This is a genomic window from Streptomyces sp. NPDC048197, from assembly GCF_043202395.1.
Taxonomy (GTDB): domain Bacteria; phylum Actinomycetota; class Actinomycetes; order Streptomycetales; family Streptomycetaceae; genus Streptomyces; species Streptomyces siderophoricus.
Genome location: NZ_JBIDAJ010000003.1, coordinates 184,000 through 200,679, shown reverse-complemented (window position 1 = coordinate 200,679; position 16,680 = coordinate 184,000). Strand labels below are relative to the sequence as shown.

Sequence of the window (16,680 nt, the reverse complement as noted above, 5' to 3'; positions counted from 1 at the left end):
GGGCCGCCTCATTGTCTGCGTGGTCCGCGCGCGGCCAGCGCCAGCACCCGCCGGGCGCCGGCGACCACCGCCGCGTCCACGAACCGTCCGTCCGCCAGCGCCTGGGCCCCGCCCTCCGTGGCGGCCGCCCGGACGATCTCCGCCGCCGCCTCGATCTCCTCCGGCGAGGGGAGGTGGGCCGCTTCGATGACCGGCAGCTGGCGCGGGTGGATCGCCGCCCGGCCCAGGAACCCCATCGCCCGGCCCCGAGCGCAGGACCGGGCCAGTCCCTCCAGGTCGTGCACGTCCGGGTAGACCGACTGCGGCGGCGGCGCCAGTCCGGCCGCCCGGGCGGCGACCACGGCCCGGCTGCGCGGCCAGGCCAGCCCCGCCTCGTCCCGTACCCCCAGCTCCGCCGCCAGGTCGGCCTCGCCGAGGGCGATCCCGCGCAGTGCCGGGTGGGCGGTGGCGATGACGAAGGCGTGCTCGATGCCGAGGGCGGATTCCAGCAGGGCGTAGAGCGCGGGGGTGGCGGGCAGTGCGCGGGTGGTCCGGCCGGCCGCGGGGGTGAGGGTGGCGGTGACCGTGCCGGGGCCGGGACGGCCGGTGCGGGGACCGCGGGCGGTGCGTCCGGCGGCGATCCGGCCGGTGCGGGCGGGTGCGGACAGCGGGGTGGCGACCGGCTCCGCGAACGGTCCGCCGGCCGGCCCGCCGAGCGGCCCGGCGGCCGTCGTGGCCCAGCCCGCGGCCCGGCGGATGTCGGCCGGCCCCTGCACCTTGGGCAGCCGCAGCCCGGCCAGCCCCGGCAGCGCGGCGAGGGTGCGGATCTCGCGCTCGGCGAGCGGACCGTCCAGCGCGTTGACGCGGACGTGCACCGGTGCCGGGCCCGGCGCCGGGTCGCTCAGCAGCTCGGCGGTGGCCCGCAGCGCGTACTCCTTGCGGTCCGGGGCGACCGCGTCCTCCAGGTCGAGCACCACCACGTCGGCCCCGCAGCCGAGCGCCTTGGCGACCGTCCCGGGCCGGTCACCGGGCACATAGAGCCAGGTCAGCGGCGTGGCGGCGGGGGCCTCCTGGGGCATCGGCACGGGTTTGGTCACAGCGCGCCCGCCTCCCGAAGCCCGGTGATCTCCCCTTCGTCCAGGCCGAGGGCGGCCAGCACCCCGTCGGTGTCCGCGCCGTGCGGGCGGCCGGTCCACCGGATGGCGCCCGGGGTTTCGGACAGCCGGAAGAGGACGTTCTGCATCCGTAGGGGGCCGAGCTCGTCGTCCGGGACCTCGGTGATCGAGCCCAGCGCCGCGTACTGCGGGTCCGCCAGCACGTCCCGCACGTCGTAGACGGGCGCGACCGCCGCCTCGGCCAGTTCGAAGGCGGCCAGCACCTCGTCCCGGTCGTGCCGGGCGATCCAGTCGCCGACCGCCGCGTCCAGCTCGTCGGCGTGCCGGGCCCGGCCGGCGCCGGTCGCGAACCACGGCTCGTCGATCACCTCCGGCCGGCCGACCAGCCGCATCACCCGTTCCGCGACCGACTCGGCGGAGGTGGAGACCGCGACCCAGGAGCCGTCGGCGGTGCGGTAGGTGTTGCGCGGGGCGACGTTGGCGGAGCGGTTGCCGGTCCGCGGCTGGACGTGGCCGAGCTGGTCGTACCAGAGCGGGTGCGGGCCGAGGACGGTCAGCAGCGGTTCGATCAGCGCCAGGTCGATGACCTGGCCGCGGCCGGTGGCCGCCCGCCCGTGCAGCGCGGCCATCACGGCGTACGCCGTGGTGAGCGCCGCGATGCCGTCGGCGAGGCCGAACGGCGGCAGGGTCGGCGGCCCGTCCGGCTCCCCGGTGATCGCCGCGAACCCGCTCATCGCCTCGGCGAGGGTGCCGAACCCGGGCCGCCGGGCGTACGGGCCGAACTGCCCGAAACCGGTGACCCGGGCCAGCACCAGCCGCGGGTTGACCGCGGACAGCTCCGCCCAGCCCAGCCCCCATTTCTCCAGGGTTCCGGGCCGGAAGTTCTCGATGACGACGTCCGCCCCGGCGGCCAGCCGCAGCAGCACGTCCCGGCCGCCCGGATGGGAGAGGTCGAGCGTCATGGCCTTCTTGTTGCGGCCCAGCAGCTTCCACCACAGCCCGACGCCGTCCTTGGCGGGCCCGTGGCCGCGCGCGGGGTCGGGCCGGTGCGGATGCTCGACCTTGATCACCTCGGCGCCGAAGTCGCCGAGCAGGGTGGCGGCGAGCGGCCCGGCGAACAGCGTGGCGAGGTCGATCACCCGCAGCCCGTCGAGCGGGCCGGGGGAGGGGTCGGCGGCCGGGGACGCGGGCCCGCCGGTCGCGGGCCGGGACATCCCGGACAGGGACGGGTCGGTCATGGCGCGGTTGCCTCCGGTCGGTCGGGAGAGACGCGGTCACGGGAGACTCGGTCAGGCAAGACTCCGTCGGGCAGGGGCGCGACTCGGTCCGGCGGCGGCAGGACTCCGTCCGGCGGGACGACGAGCGCGGCGGTGCGGTGGGCGAGGGCGTCGAAACCGATGCCGTCCAGCCCGCCGATGCCGGTGGCGAGCCGGTTGCGCAGCGGGGCGGTCCAGCGGCCGGGCAGCGCGTCCGGCGCGCCGGCGAGCAGTCCGGTCAGCGAACCGGCGGTCGCCCCGTTGGAGTCGGTGTCCCAGCCGCCGGACACCGTCCGGCAGATCGAACCGGCGAAGTCCCCGTCGGCATGGGTCAGCGCGGCGGCCAGCAGCGCGGCGTTCGGTACCGCGTGCACCCAGTGGTAGTGGCCGTACGTGCGGTGCAACTCGTCGGCGACGGCGGCGAATCCGGCCGGCGACCGGTCCGGCGCCTCGCAGGCCAGGGCGATCCCGCGGCGGACCGCCCGGGCCAGCCGGGACCGCGGCGGGACCACCGAGAGCCCGGCCCGCAGCGCGTCGTGCACATCGGTGCCGCCCGTCCCGGCCGCGGCCAGCGCGGCGGCCGTGAACATCGCCGCGTGGACGCCGCCCGCGGTGTGGCTGAGCGTGGCGTCCCGCCAGGCCAGCGCCGCGGCGGCGGCCGCGTCGCCGGGCCGGGTCCAGCCGAAGACGTCCGCCCGGATCTGCGCGCCGATCCACTCCCGGAACGGGTTGCGGTGCCGCGCGGTGTGCGGCGGCTCGATGCCGTCCAGCAGGTTGCGGTAGGCGAGCCGCTCGGCGGTGAAGGTCCGCCCGGCCGGCAGCTCGTCCAGCCACAGCCGCGCCACATCGGCGGTGGTGAAGTCCGGCCCGTGCCGTTCGAGGAGCAGCAGGTTCAGCAGCGGGTAGTTGAGGTCGTCGTCCTCGGGCATCCCGTCGAGGACCCCGGCGAGCGAGGTGGCGCGGCTGCGGCGGTTCCACGGGTACCGCGCGGCCACCGCCGGATCGAGCCCCTCTTCGGTGAAGTACGAGGCCAGCGGCCAGTTCCCGGTCGCGCGGGCGAGCGCACGGATGCCCTCCAGCGGCAGCTTCTCGACGGGCTTGCCGAGCAGGCAGCCGGCCGCCCGCCCGAGCCAGGCGGCCTCCAGCCGGGCGGCGGCCGGCCTCTCGGCAACCCGGCCGGCAGCCGCCAACGGCCATGAAGGACAGGACCGCTGAATGGCCGTCAGTTCTGTGGGCTCGTCGTCGGCCAACGGGCTGGGCAGCGCGGCGAGTTCGTCGAGCAGGGCGGTCGCGGTGGCGCGCAGGGCCGGGTCCGCGGGGCGGTCCGAGGCGCCCGCCCGCTCCGGTGCCGGTGCCCCGCCCGCCGACTGCCAGCGCCGCGCGATCCGGGCCACCGCGGCCGCGTCCCGGCCGTCCTCGGCCGCCTGCCGCAGCTCGTGCCCGAGCAGGTCCTCGGGCTGCACCCAGGTCAGCCGGAGCGGTGCGGCGGGGGAGCGGCGGGCGGTGGCCGGCGCCTTCGCGGTCACCGTACGCCCGCCTCCGTCAGCGCCGGGATGGCCGAGATCGCGGTGAACGCCTGCTCGTGGGTGCGGGCGCGGGCCCGGTCGCGGGTGAAGATCTCCCGGGCGACGGTCGCCAGCGCCGCGCCGGGGGCCTGCAGATCGAGGCGGCTGGCGCGGGCGACCTCGGCGCTCCACTCCTCCGGCACCGCCGGGGCGCCGCGCAGCGCACCGGCCAGCGCGCCGCTCATCGTGGCGATCGAGTCGCAGTCCCGTCCGTAGTTGACCGAGCCCAGCACGGTGGACCGGAAGTCGCCGCCGCCGACCAGCAACATGCCCAGCGCCACGGGGAGTTCCTCGATCGCGTGCAGCCGGGAGGGGCGGCGGGCGCCGAGCGAGGGGTTGCGGTAGTCCGGGCCGACGGTGTCGAACGGGGCGACCGCAGCCCGCAGCGCCGCCGCCGCCGACTCGTGGTCGTCCAGCGTCGCGGCGGCCTCGCAGACCGCCTCGATCGCGGCGCGGGTGCCGTCCTTCGCCAGCCGCAGGGCCTGCACGACGACCGAGGACGGGGTGGCGTCGGGCGCGAACGCGGCGGCCACCGCCGCGGCGAACACCCCGGCCGCCTCCCGCCCGTAGGAGGACTGGTGCGCACCGGCGATGTCCAGCGCCTCGGCGTAGGCCCGGTCCGGATTACCGGCGTTGACCACGCCGACCGGCGCCATGTACATCGCCGCACCGCAGTTGACGATGTTTCCGACGCCGGCCTCGCGCGGATCGGCGTGCCCGTAGTGCAGCCGGGCCACGATCCACTTCTCGGCGAGGAAGATCCGCTGCAGCGGCAGCGCCTCGGCCTCCAGCTCCGGGATCCAGCGGGGGGTGCCGATCAGGTCCGGGACGAGGTGGTCGGCGACGTCGTAGGCGTCGAGGTGGTCGCGCACCGACTCGTAGACCCGGACCAGCGCATGGGTCATCAGGGTGTCGTCGGTGACGTGGCCGTTGCCCTTGTGGTACGGCGCGAGGGGGCGGGCGGTGCGCCAGTCGTCGTGGAACGGGCCGACGATGCCGGTGACCCGGCCGCCGTACCGCTTGACGATCTCCTCCGGCGTCCGGCCCTCGACCGGCCCCCCGAGCGCATCCCCGACCGCCGCGCCCACCAGACAGCCGATCGCCCGGTCCTCCAGGGAGGGGGTGTCGGGCCGGGCCGGTGGGGCGGCGGGCGTGGGCGGGGCCGCCGTGACGGGGGTCACGGGCAGGACCTGGGTGGCCCCGATGTCGAGGAGACCGGGTGCGCCCGGCGCCTCGGGTGCGGTGTCGCTGGTGTGCGTCATGTGCGCAGGAGTCCTTCCACGAGGGGGGTGGGGGAGAAGGCCGGAGCGGCCTCCGGGGCGGCTCCGGGCGGGGCCGCGGGGCCGGTGTCCGCGGGGCCTTCCGGGGCGGTCAGCTCCGCCCGGGCCAGCGCGCCGGCCAGTTCGACGAGGTCGGTGCCGGCCAGCCGGGGCAGTGCGCAGCCGGACAGCACCCGGCAGGCGTCGCGCCAGGTCCGGGGCAGCGCGGGGGCGCCGCCGAGCGCACCGGTCAGCGCCCCGGCGAGGGCGGGCGCGGAGTCGGCGACCCGGGAGAGGCAGGCGGCGGCCGGCACCGCCTCGGCGACCTGCCCGTCGGTGGCGAGCGCCAGCGCCAGGGCCACCGGGACGGTCTCGGCGGCGGCGATGCCGTAGCTGTAGACGTGGTCGACGATCTCGTGCTCCAGGACCGGCACCAGGGCGAACGCGGTACCGGGGCGGCCGGGCCGGTCGGCGGCGTGGGTCCGGGCGAGGTGGACCGCGTGCAGGGTGTTGCGGCGGATCTCGGTGCCCTCGGGCAGCTGGGCCAGCGCGGTGTCCACCGCGCCGGACGCCGGGGCGCCACCGAGCGCGGCGGCCACCGCGGCGGCCATCGCCCGGGCCCCGTGCACCCCGTCGCCGTCCTGGGTGTAGCGCGCGTCGTACTCGGCCAGGTCCGCCGCCGCGGCCGGGTCGCCCGGGTGCACCACGGCCAGGACGGCGGCCCGGACGCACGCCGCGTCGTCGAAGAAGTGCGGGTTGTCGTGGCCGGTGGCGGGCGGCCGCAGCCCGGCGGCGAGGTTGCCGAGCCCGGCACGTACGGAGATCCGGGCACGCAGCGGCAGGACGGCGGACTCCACCTCGGGTGCCCGGTCGGCGGCCGCGGCGACCTCGCTCGCCAGCGCGTTCCAGGCGAGGTCGAGGGCGGCCCGCATCCGGCGGTCGCGGCCCAGGTCGCTGAGCAGCGCCCCGGCCGCGGTCAGTACGGACCCGGCGGTGAAAGCCGCCCACTCGGCGTCGTCGGACGGGCCCAGCCGCAGCGGCTCGGGCGGCTGGTTCAGGGCGATCGGCACCGGCAGCGTGGTGGTGGCGTTCTGTTCGGCGAAGGTGTCCAGCTCGCGGGTGAGCCGCCGGGTCCACTCCGGCATCCGCGCCGCCCGGTGCCGGGCCGCGGGCCATCCGGCGGCGTCCCCCGCGGCCAGCCCGAGCAGCAGCCCCTCGATCCGGCTGCGCGCGGCCGCCACGGGGCCGCCGGCGCCCGCCCGGCCGGCCCCGTTGCCCGCCCGGCCGCTCATCCCGTCCCCACCCCGGCCGCGGCCCGGTCCGCGGCAACGGGCTCCGCCGCGGGGCTCCGGCCCGCCCGGCTCCCGTCCGCCCGGCTCTCGTCCGCCCGGCGCTCCTCCGCCCCGCCGCCGCCCGCCCCGCCCGGTGCCAGCAGCTCGGCGATGTCCAGGACGTGGTAGCCCGCCATCGACGGCAGGCAGCTGCCGCGTGCCGGGCCGATGGCCCGGGCCCACTCCTCGGGGATCGCGCCGGCCCCGCCCAGTGCGCCGGCCAGGGCCCCGGCGACCGCGGCCGTGGTGTCGGCGTCCCGGCCCATGTTGACCGCGGTCAGCACCGAGCCCCGGAAGTCGCCGCGGGCCGCCGCGAACGCCCCGAAGGCCAGCCCGACGGCCTCCGGCGCCAGGTCCGTCCAGGGGTAGCCGCCGACCACGACGGCGGAGCGCACCGCGCGTTCCGTGCCGAGCCGGGTGATGCCCGGATCGTGGCCGCAGCGCTGGGCCGCGCCCACCGCCCGGCGCAGCGAGCGGGCGGTCCAGGAGTCCTCCGGGACGACGGACAGCGCGGCGGCGACCACCACATCGGTGAGCGGGGTCCCGCCGGGACCGGAACCCGAGGGTTCCTGGGGGAGGGCGACCATCGCGGCGGCCACCCCGGCGGCCACCGCCCGGCCCCCGTAGATCCCCTCGCCGTCATGGCTGACCGTGCCGTCGATGGCGACCAGCCGGGCGGCCTCGGCGGGCCGGCCGGCCGCGAACACCCCGAACGGCGCGGCGCGCATCGCCAGCCCGTCGCTCCAGGCGTGCCGGTGCTGTGCGGAGATCGGGGCGGCCAGCCCGCGGCGCAGGTTCTCCAGGGTGCCGCGCTCGCTGAAGCCGGCGCCGCGGAACGGCCCCTCGTCCCGGTCGGCGATCCACTGGTGCCAGGCCGCCTCGACGTCGGCGACGGTCAGCGCCGAGCCGTGCGCGGCCAGCAGCAGCCCGGAGAAGATCGCGTACTCGGTGTCGTCGGTGCCGGCCGGGTCGTCCTCGACGTAGCCCTCGATCCGGCCCCAGCGGCGGCGGATCTGTGAGGGTTTCATGTTCTCCGCGGGGGCGCCCAGCGCATCCCCCACGGCGAGCCCGAGCAGCGCCCCGCGGGCCCGGTCGCGTACGCCGTCGCCGGCCGGGCCCGGGGCGCCCCGCTCCGGGGACGGGGGGTCCGCTGCGCTCATGGTGCTATGCGTGCCACGCGGCGCCCCCGCTCTCCTGCGCCGGGCCGCGAGGTCACCCGGTCGACGCCCCGGCGGGACGCCCGTACGGCGCCGGAAACGGGCCCGCACGCGGCCCGCTCACCGCCCGTGACCGGCCTCCCCTCACCGACTTTTCGAAGAAACCGCAGGTCAGCGCGGTAAGTTCGGCCTTCCTTGCTAGCGGCGGAGGGTGATCCCCGCATAACTTCGAGGGGTTGCAGGGGGAAGTGCCGCCATCGGCCCACACCTCGCGGAAGGGAGCAGGTCCCGATATGTCCGTCATGGAGATCATGGATGCCGCGGCGCCGACGCACGTGGCGCACCGCGACAACCACACGCACCGCGACGTCAACGGCGGCTGGCTGCGCCCCGCCGTCTTCGGCGCGATGGACGGTCTGGTCTCGAACCTCGCCCTGATGACCGGTGTCGCGGGCGGTGCGCTGTCCCAGCAGACGATCATCATCACCGGCCTCGCCGGGCTGGCCGCCGGTGCCTTCTCGATGGCCGCGGGGGAGTACACCTCGGTCGCCTCGCAGCGCGAGCTGGTGCAGGCCGAGCTGGACGTCGAACGGGACGAGCTGCGCAAGCACCCCAAGGACGAGCAGGAGGAGCTCGCGGCCCTCTACGAGTCCCGTGGGGTCGAGCCGGAGCTCGCCCGCAAGGTCGCCGAACAGCTTTCCCGCGACCCCGAGCAGGCGCTGGAGATCCACGCCCGCGAGGAATTGGGAATAGACCCGTCCGACCTTCCTTCCCCGGCCGTGGCCGCCATCTCTTCCTTTGGATCCTTTGCGCTGGGCGCGCTTCTGCCTGTTCTTCCTTACCTGTTGGGGGCTTCCGCGATCTGGCCCGCGGTGCTGCTCGCCCTGGTCGGACTCTTCGCCTGCGGTGCCGTCGTGGCGCGGGTGACGGCCCGCTCGTGGTGGTTCAGCGGACTGCGCCAACTCGCCCTCGGCGGCGCCGCCTCGGGTGTGACGTACCTCCTGGGAGCACTGTTCGGAACCGTCGTAGGGTGACGTGTCATACGGGTGACTGCATAATTAACCCGTTACCCCGCGGTTTCGGTTTGTTGACGACCGGGCATAAGGCCCTGGCGTCGCGGGCAATGTCGCTCGCCGAACGCCGCCCTGTGGGACGGCTCTCTTCCGTCCGCGTTCACGACCCACCGCGCCTGCGGTGTCCGCATGTTGGAAGCCTCTTTTCGGTTCTCGGGAAGCGGGCCATCCTGTAACCTGCACGAAATTTCGCGGAGGGCCAACGTCGTCCCTCGGCAATGCCTATGCCACGACGACGTTGGGAGAGCCGATGCGTTTCGCGTCCACGCACTCCGCGACCACCAGCAGCGCCCACGCCGCCTGGTCGCCCATGGACGGGCGCCCCGCCCAGCAGGGGATGTACGACCCGCGCAACGAGCACGACGCCTGCGGCGTCGGCTTCGTGGCCACCCTCACCGGCGAGGCCAGCCACGCACTGGTCGAACAGGCGCTCACCGTCCTGACCAACCTGGAGCACCGCGGTGCCACCGGCTCCGAGCCCGACTCGGGCGACGGCGCCGGCATCCTGCTCCAGGTCCCGGACGCGTTTCTGCGCGAGAACGTCACCTTCGAGCTCCCCGAGGCCGGCGCCTACGCCGTCGGCATCGCCTTCCTGCCGTCCGACGCCCAGGCCGCCGCCGACGCCGTCTCCCGCATCGAGACGATCGCCGGCGAAGAGGGCCTGGACGTCATCGGCTGGCGCGTCGTCCCGGTCGCCCCGCAGCTGCTCGGGAACGGCGCCCGCGCCACCATGCCGGCCTTCTCCCAGCTCTTCGTCGCCGACGGGCAGAACACCGGCCTGGCCCTGGACCGCAAGGCCTTCGCGCTGCGCAAGCGCGCCGAGCGCGAGGCCGGGGTCTACTTCCCCTCGCTGTCCGCCCGCACGATCGTGTACAAGGGCATGCTGACCACCGGCCAGCTGGAGCCCTTCTTCCCGGACCTGTCCGACCGCCGCTTCGCCACCGCGATCGCCCTGGTCCACTCCCGCTTCTCCACCAACACCTTCCCGAGCTGGCCGCTCGCGCACCCGTACCGCTTCGTCGCGCACAACGGCGAGATCAACACCGTCCAGGGCAACCGCAACTGGATGCGCGCCCGCGAGTCCCAGCTCGCCTCGAAGCTCTTCGGCGAGTCGGAGCTGGAGCGGATCTTCCCGGTCTGCACCCCCGACGCCTCCGACTCCGCCTCCTTCGACGAGGTCCTGGAGCTGCTCCACCTCGGCGGCCGCTCGCTGCCGCACTCCGTGCTGATGATGGTCCCCGAGGCGTGGGAGAACTCCCCCTCCATGGACCCGGCCCGGCGCGCCTTCTACCAGTACCACTCCACGATGATGGAGCCCTGGGACGGCCCCGCCTGCGTCACCTTCACCGACGGCACCCAGGTCGGCGCGGTCCTCGACCGCAACGGCCTGCGCCCCGGCCGCTACTGGGTCACCGACGACGGCCTGGTCGTGCTCTCCTCCGAGGTCGGCGTCCTCGACATCGACCCCGGCAAGGTCGTCCGCAAGGGCCGCCTGCAGCCCGGCAAGATGTTCCTCGTCGACACCGCCGAGCACCGCATCATCGAGGACGACGAGATCAAGGCGCAGCTCGCCGCCGAGCAGCCCTACCAGGAGTGGCTGGACTCCGGTCTGATCGAGCTCGCCGACCTGCCCGAGCGCGAGCACATCGTGCACACCCACGCCTCGGTCACCCGCCGCCAGCAGACCTTCGGCTACACCGAGGAAGAGCTGCGGGTGCTGCTCGCCCCCATGGCCAAGGCCGGCGCCGAGCCGATCGGCTCCATGGGCACCGACTCGCCGATCGCCGCGCTCTCCGAGCGCCCCCGGCTGCTCTTCGACTACTTCACCCAGCTCTTCGCGCAGGTCACCAACCCGCCGCTGGACGCCATCCGCGAGGAGCTCGTCACCTCGCTGATCTCCTCCCTCGGCCCCCAGGGCAACCTCCTCACGCCCACCGCGGCCTCCTGCCGCAGTGTGACCCTGCCCTTCCCGGTCATCGACAACGACGAGCTGGCCAAGCTCATCCACATCAACGCCGACGGCGACATGCCCGGCATGAAGGCCGTGACCCTCTCCGGCCTCTACCGCGTCTCCGGCGGCGGCGAAGCGCTGGCCGCCCGCATCGAGGAGATCCGCGCCGAGGCCGACGCCGCCATCGCCGACGGCGCCCGCCTGATCGTGCTCTCCGACCGGCACTCCGACGCCGAGCACGCGCCGATCCCGTCGCTGCTGCTGACCGCCGCGGTCCACCACCACCTCATCGCCACCAAGACCCGCACCCAGGTCGGGCTGCTCGTCGAGGCCGGCGACGTCCGCGAGGTGCACCACGTCGCCCTGCTCATCGGCTACGGCGCCGCCGCGGTCAACCCCTACCTGGCCATGGAATCCGTCGAGGACCTCGTCCGCGCCGGCACCTTCCTGCCGGACGTCGAGCCCGAGACGGCCATCAAGAACCTCATCAAGGCGCTCGGCAAGGGCGTGCTGAAGGTCATGTCCAAGATGGGCATCTCCACCGTCGCCTCCTACCGCGGCGCGCAGGTCTTCGAGGCCATCGGCCTGGACGAGGAGTTCGTCGCCCAGTACTTCCACGGCACCGCCACCAAGATCGGCGGCGCCGGCCTGGACGTCATCGCCCAGGAAGTCGCCGCACGGCACGCCAAGGCCTACCCGGCCTCCGGCATCGCCGCCACCCACCGCGCGCTGGAGATCGGCGGCGAGTACCAGTGGCGCCGCGAGGGCGAACCGCACCTCTTCGACCCGGACACCGTCTTCCGGCTGCAGCACGCCACCCGCAGCCGCCGCTACGACATCTTCAAGAAGTACACCGAGCGGGTCAACGAGCAGTCCGAGCGCCTGATGACGCTCCGCGGCCTGTTCGGCTTCAAGTCCGACCGCCCGTCCATCCCCCTGGACGAGGTCGAGTCCGCCTCCGAGATCGTCAAGCGCTTCTCCACCGGCGCCATGTCGTACGGCTCCATCTCCCAGGAGGCGCACGAGACCCTCGCCATCGCCATGAACCAGCTGGGCGGCAAGTCCAACACCGGTGAGGGCGGCGAGGACCCCGAGCGCCTCTACGACCCGGCGCGCCGCTCCGCCATCAAGCAGGTCGCCTCCGGCCGCTTCGGCGTGACCAGCGAATACCTCGTCAACTCCGACGACATCCAGATCAAGATGGCCCAGGGCGCCAAGCCCGGCGAGGGCGGCCAGCTGCCCGGCCACAAGGTCTACCCCTGGGTCGCCAAGACCCGGCACTCCACCCCCGGCGTCGGCCTGATCTCCCCGCCGCCGCACCACGACATCTACTCCATCGAGGACCTCGCCCAGCTGATCCACGACCTCAAGAACGCCAACCCGGCCGCACGTATCCACGTGAAGCTGGTGTCGGAGGTCGGTGTCGGCACGGTCGCGGCCGGTGTGTCCAAGGCCCACGCGGACGTCGTCCTCATCTCCGGCCACGACGGCGGTACCGGCGCCTCCCCGCTGACCTCGCTCAAGCACGCGGGCGGCCCCTGGGAGCTCGGCCTCGCCGAGACCCAGCAGACCCTGCTGCTCAACGGCCTGCGCGACCGCATCGTCGTGCAGACCGACGGCCAGCTCAAGACCGGCCGCGACGTGGTCATCGCCGCCCTGCTGGGCGCCGAGGAGTACGGCTTCGCCACCGCACCGCTGGTCGTCTCCGGCTGCGTCATGATGCGCGTCTGCCACCTGGACACCTGCCCGGTGGGCATCGCCACCCAGAACCCGACGCTGCGCGAGCGGTTCAACGGCAAGGCCGAGTACGTCGTCAACTTCTTCCAGTTCATCGCCGAAGAGGTCCGCGAGCTCCTGGCCGAGCTGGGCTTCCGCAGCCTCGACGAGGCCATCGGCCACGCCGAACTCCTCGACACCACCAAGGCCGTCAACCACTGGAAGGCGCAGGGCCTCGACCTCGCCCCGCTGCTGCACGTCCCCGAGCTGTCCGAGGGCGCGGTCCGCCACCAGGTCACCGTCCAGGACCACGGCCTGGAGAAGGCGCTCGACAACGAGCTGATCAAGCTCGCCGCCGACGCGCTGGCCGCGGACACCGCCGAGGCCGCCCAGCCGGTCCGGGCCCAGGTCGCGATCCGCAACATCAACCGGACCGTCGGCACCATGCTCGGCCACGAGGTGACCAAGAAGTTCGGTGGCGCCGGCCTGCCCGACGACACCATCGACATCACCTTCACCGGCTCGGCCGGCCAGTCCTTCGGCGCGTTCCTGCCGCGCGGCGTCACGCTGCGCCTGGAGGGCGACGCCAACGACTACGTCGGCAAGGGCCTCTCGGGCGGCCGGATCGTCGTCCGCCCGGACCGCGGTGCCGACCACCTCGCCGAGTACTCCACCATCGCCGGCAACACCCTCGCCTACGGCGCCACCGGCGGCGAGCTGTACCTGCGCGGCCGGGTCGGCGAGCGGTTCTGCGTCCGCAACTCCGGTGCCACGGTGGTCTCCGAGGGCGTCGGCGACCACGGCTGCGAGTACATGACCGGCGGCAACGCGGTCGTCCTGGGCGAGACCGGCCGCAACTTCGCGGCGGGCATGTCCGGCGGCTTCGCCTACGTCATCGACCTGGACCGGAACAACGTCAACAAGGAACTCGCCGGCGCGGTGCACCCGCTGGACGAGAACGACAAGCAGTGGCTGCACGACGTGGTGCGCCGCCACCAGGAGGAGACCGGCTCCACCGTCGCCGAGAAGCTCCTCGCCGACTGGGATGCCGCGGCCCCGCGGTTCAGCAAGGTCATCCCGCCCACGTACCAGGCAGTGCTCGCCGCCAAGGAAGCCGCCGAGCAGGCCGGACTCTCCGAGTCCGAGACCCACGAGAAGATGATGGAGGCGGCGACCAATGGCTGACCCCAAGGGCTTCCTGACCCACGAGCGCGAGACTGCCAAGACCCGCCCCGTCGAGGAGCGCGTCAAGGACTGGAACGAGGTCTACCAGCCCGGCTCCCTGCTGCCGATCATCAGTAAGCAGGCGTCGCGCTGCATGGACTGCGGCATCCCCTTCTGCCACAACGGCTGCCCGCTCGGCAACCTCATCCCCGAGTGGAACGACTACGCCTACCGCGGGGACTGGAGCGAGGCCAGCGAGCGGCTGCACGCGACCAACAACTTCCCGGAGTTCACCGGCCGTCTGTGCCCCGCCCCCTGTGAGGCCGCCTGTGTGCTGGGCATCAACCAGCAGCCGGTGACCATCAAGAACGTCGAGGTCTCCATCATCGACAAGGCGTGGGACAACGGCGACGTCACCCCGCAGCCGCCCGAGCGCCTCTCCGGCAAGACCGTCGCCGTCATCGGCTCCGGCCCGGCCGGTCTCGCCGCCGCCCAGCAGCTGACCCGGGCCGGCCACACCGTCGCGGTGTACGAGCGCGCGGACCGCATCGGCGGCCTGCTCCGCTACGGCATCCCCGAGTTCAAGATGGAGAAGCGCCACATCAACCGCCGCATCGAGCAGATGCGCGCGGAGGGCACCAAGTTCCGCACGGAGGTGGAGATCGGCCGCGACATCGACGCGAAGAAGCTGCGCAAGCGCTACGACGCCGTCGTCATCGCCGCCGGCGCCACCACCTCCCGCGACCTGCCGGTGCCCGGCCGGGACCTCAAGGGCATCCACTTCGCGATGGAGTACCTCCCGCTCGCCAACAAGGTGCAGGAGGGCGACCTGACCGTCGCCCCGATCACCGCCGAGGGCAAGCACGTGGTCGTCATCGGCGGCGGCGACACCGGCGCGGACTGCGTCGGCACCGCCCACCGCCAGGGCGCGGCCTCCGTCACCCAGCTGGAGATCATGCCGCGGCCGGGCGAGGAGCGGAACGCGGGCCAGCCGTGGCCGACCTTCCCCATGCTCTACAAGGTCACCTCCGCGCACGAGGAGGGCGGCGAGCGGGTCTACTCCGTCTCCACCACCCACTTCGAGGGCGACGAGGACGGCAACGTCCAGTGGCTGCACCTCGCCGAGGTGGAGTTCGTCGACGGCAAGCTGGAGCAGAAGCCGGGCACGGAGCGCAAGATCCCCGCCCAACTGGTCACCCTCGCCATGGGCTTCACCGGCACCGACCAGCAGAACGGCCTGGTCGAGCAGTTCGGCCTGGAGCTCGACGCCCGCGGCAACGTCGCCCGCGACGCCGACTTCGCCACCAACGTGCCCGGCGTGTTCGTCGCCGGCGACGCCGGCCGCGGCCAGTCGTTGATCGTGTGGGCCATCGCCGAGGGCCGCTCCGCCGCCCGCGGTGTGGACCGCTTCCTGACCGGAGCCAGCGCCCTGCCGGCCCCCATCAGGCCGACGGACCGCGCACTGGCCGTCTGACCCGGTCGCGCACCGTGCGCGACCGCCCCTGAATGTCCCGTACAACGTCGTACGGAGGCACGGGATCCGGGGCCTGCCCCGGACCCGTCCGCGGCGCCTGTCTTTTCTCCCCGACCGGAGGGCAGGCGCCGCGGGTCTTCCGGAACCCGCAGACCTTCCGGAACCCGCACCCTTCCGGAACCCGCACGTCCGCGGGAATCTCCACGCCCGCCGGAATACTCAGGCCCCCCTTTGCCGTTGAGGGCCCCACAGGGGGCGCTCGCGACCCTTAGGGGATCCGTTCGACCCACCCCTACGGGCCCCGCCGACCCCCTCTACGGGCCCCGCCCCCCTCTACGGCCCCGCCCCCCTCTGCGGGCCTGGCCACCCACCCTGCGGTCCCGCCGGCCCGCCGGCCCGGCTTCCGTTGTCAGTGGCTCTCCCTAAGGTGGCACCGATCTTGTAGGTGCCGCACCGGGAGGAGCAGGACGATGGGTGCCAGTGGCTGGGAGTACCTCACTCCGTTCAAGAACACCGTCGAGGAGTCGTTGCAGGCCCTGCACGCGCAGGTCTTCGAGGAGCTGTTCGGCGACGACGAGACGTACCGGGACCTCGAAGAGCTGTGGCAGGACGAGGAGTTCATGGGCGAGGAGGGGACCCACTCGATCCTGGACATCGATCGCGTCGTCCACACCACCGCCGCCCCGTCGGGCCACAACATCCGTGACTACGGGACGCTGCGCCCGCTGGCGCCCGACCGCATCAGACATCACTTCGGCACCGACCGCCCCACGCCCAGCCGGTTCGAGGAGGTCCTCGTCCAGGCCCATGCGGCCCTCCGCCTCCCGCCCGACCACGTGGAGACGCTCCTTGACGAGTGCCGCATGCGGTGGACCGGCATATACGTCGTCCTGTACACCGGCGATGAGCCCACCCACCTGGGAATCTTCGGTTACTCGGGCGACTGAGCCGCACCGGAGCCGCACCGGAAGGGGAGGGCCGGCAGCAGGGTCTTCCCGCCCCGCCCGCCGGCCCCGGCCGCCCGCCCCACCGGCCCCTACGAGCCGCCGCGTTCGGCCGGGTAGCGGCGGCCCAGTTGGCGGGCCATCTCCCGGGCGGGGGCCGGTACGGTCCGGTCCGGGGGAGCGGCCGACGGGCGGAAGTCGTGCACCGGCGGATGCCACGCCCCCAGGTCGATCCGCCGGTCGCTCAGCGGCAGCACCCACCGCGGGTCCGCGTGCACCCGCAGCACCTGTGCCTCGATCTGGGTCCATGCCCCGTCGGTCACCGTGCGCTCGCCGACCCGGCGGGCCTCCAGCTGCACCGGACAGTGCGCCAGCCGGGGCGGCCGCACCAGCTCCGACGGCTCCGTCCACGGTGCGTCCGTCGAGGGCGGCAGCGCCCCCAATCCCTCTTCGGTCCCCGTTGCGTCCGGCGGGAGATTGAACACGACGTCCGGGCGTACCGCGAGGTTCCTGGCGGTCCGCCCCCGGGTCGGCAGCCAGAGGCTCACGACCGGGCCGAGCTCCCACCGGATGCGCAGCTCGACCAGGACGAAGGTTCCGTCGTCGTTCTCCGTGGACAGCAGCGCCGGGGTGACCGAACTGCTCTTCTCCAGCGCGCCTCTCATGCCGTTGAGGATAGAAGCCGGATGATTCGGT

The 16,680-nt window shown here is 74.2% G+C and carries 11 protein-coding genes; 4 read left to right on the top strand and 7 right to left on the bottom strand.

Annotation, left to right across the window (positions count from 1 at the left end):
• Positions 1-8: 8 nt before the first annotated feature.
• The 6 genes from ACGF4C_RS06165 to ACGF4C_RS06140 all read right to left on the bottom strand — a co-directional run bounded on the left by ACGF4C_RS06165 (position 9) and on the right by ACGF4C_RS06140 (position 7,665).
• Positions 9-1,058 carry an HpcH/HpaI aldolase/citrate lyase family protein gene (locus ACGF4C_RS06165; protein ID WP_393563936.1) on the bottom strand — a complete coding sequence of 350 codons (1,050 nt, stop codon included), beginning with the start codon at positions 1,056-1,058 and terminating at the stop codon, positions 9-11.
• Between the two features lie 14 nt (positions 1,059-1,072).
• A complete protein-coding gene (locus ACGF4C_RS06160; protein ID WP_393563690.1) occupies positions 1,073-2,332 on the bottom strand; it encodes a CaiB/BaiF CoA transferase family protein in 1,260 nt (419 codons plus the stop codon).
• Positions 2,329-3,876 (bottom strand): ADP-ribosylglycohydrolase family protein, encoded by a 1,548-nt coding sequence (locus ACGF4C_RS06155; RefSeq protein WP_393563688.1) that lies wholly within the window; start codon positions 3,874-3,876, stop codon positions 2,329-2,331. Before ACGF4C_RS06155 ends, ACGF4C_RS06160 begins: the two co-directional genes overlap by 4 nt.
• On the bottom strand, positions 3,873-5,096 hold the full coding sequence (locus ACGF4C_RS06150) for an ADP-ribosylglycohydrolase family protein (RefSeq protein WP_393563935.1): 1,224 nt from the start codon (positions 5,094-5,096) through the stop codon (positions 3,873-3,875). Before ACGF4C_RS06150 ends, ACGF4C_RS06155 begins: the two co-directional genes overlap by 4 nt.
• A 77-nt stretch (positions 5,097-5,173) precedes the next feature.
• Entirely contained in the window at positions 5,174-6,466 is a 1,293-nt protein-coding gene (locus ACGF4C_RS06145; protein WP_393563687.1) for an ADP-ribosylglycohydrolase family protein, read from the bottom strand.
• Positions 6,463-7,665: an ADP-ribosylglycohydrolase family protein gene (locus ACGF4C_RS06140; RefSeq protein ID WP_393563686.1), complete on the bottom strand. Its 1,203-nt coding sequence runs from the start codon at positions 7,663-7,665 to the stop codon at positions 6,463-6,465. Before ACGF4C_RS06140 ends, ACGF4C_RS06145 begins: the two co-directional genes overlap by 4 nt.
• Before the next feature lie 299 nt (positions 7,666-7,964).
• Here ACGF4C_RS06140 and ACGF4C_RS06135 point away from each other — a divergent pair, with 299 nt between their 5' ends.
• The 4 genes from ACGF4C_RS06135 to ACGF4C_RS06120 all read left to right on the top strand — a co-directional run bounded on the left by ACGF4C_RS06135 (position 7,965) and on the right by ACGF4C_RS06120 (position 15,987).
• Positions 7,965-8,696 (top strand): VIT1/CCC1 transporter family protein, encoded by a 732-nt coding sequence (locus ACGF4C_RS06135; protein WP_201802189.1) that lies wholly within the window; start codon positions 7,965-7,967, stop codon positions 8,694-8,696.
• A gap of 289 nt (positions 8,697-8,985) precedes the next feature.
• Positions 8,986-13,587 carry a glutamate synthase large subunit gene (gene gltB / locus ACGF4C_RS06130; protein WP_393563685.1) on the top strand — a complete coding sequence of 1,534 codons (4,602 nt, stop codon included), beginning with the start codon at positions 8,986-8,988 and terminating at the stop codon, positions 13,585-13,587.
• Complete coding sequence (locus tag ACGF4C_RS06125) at positions 13,580-15,040, top strand: glutamate synthase subunit beta (protein WP_393563684.1); 1,461 nt, start codon at positions 13,580-13,582, stop codon at positions 15,038-15,040. The genes gltB and ACGF4C_RS06125 overlap by 8 nt, the downstream gene beginning before the upstream one ends.
• 470 nt (positions 15,041-15,510) lie before the next feature.
• The gene (locus tag ACGF4C_RS06120) at positions 15,511-15,987 is read left to right on the top strand and encodes a hypothetical protein (RefSeq protein WP_393563682.1); all 477 of its coding nucleotides are present in this window, start codon (positions 15,511-15,513) and stop codon (positions 15,985-15,987) included.
• 89 nt (positions 15,988-16,076) lie between these two features.
• On the opposite strand, the gene ACGF4C_RS06115 is transcribed toward ACGF4C_RS06120, so the two are convergent.
• Positions 16,077-16,649: a hypothetical protein gene (locus tag ACGF4C_RS06115; RefSeq protein WP_393563680.1), complete on the bottom strand. Its 573-nt coding sequence runs from the start codon at positions 16,647-16,649 to the stop codon at positions 16,077-16,079.
• Positions 16,650-16,680: the final 31 nt, after the last annotated feature.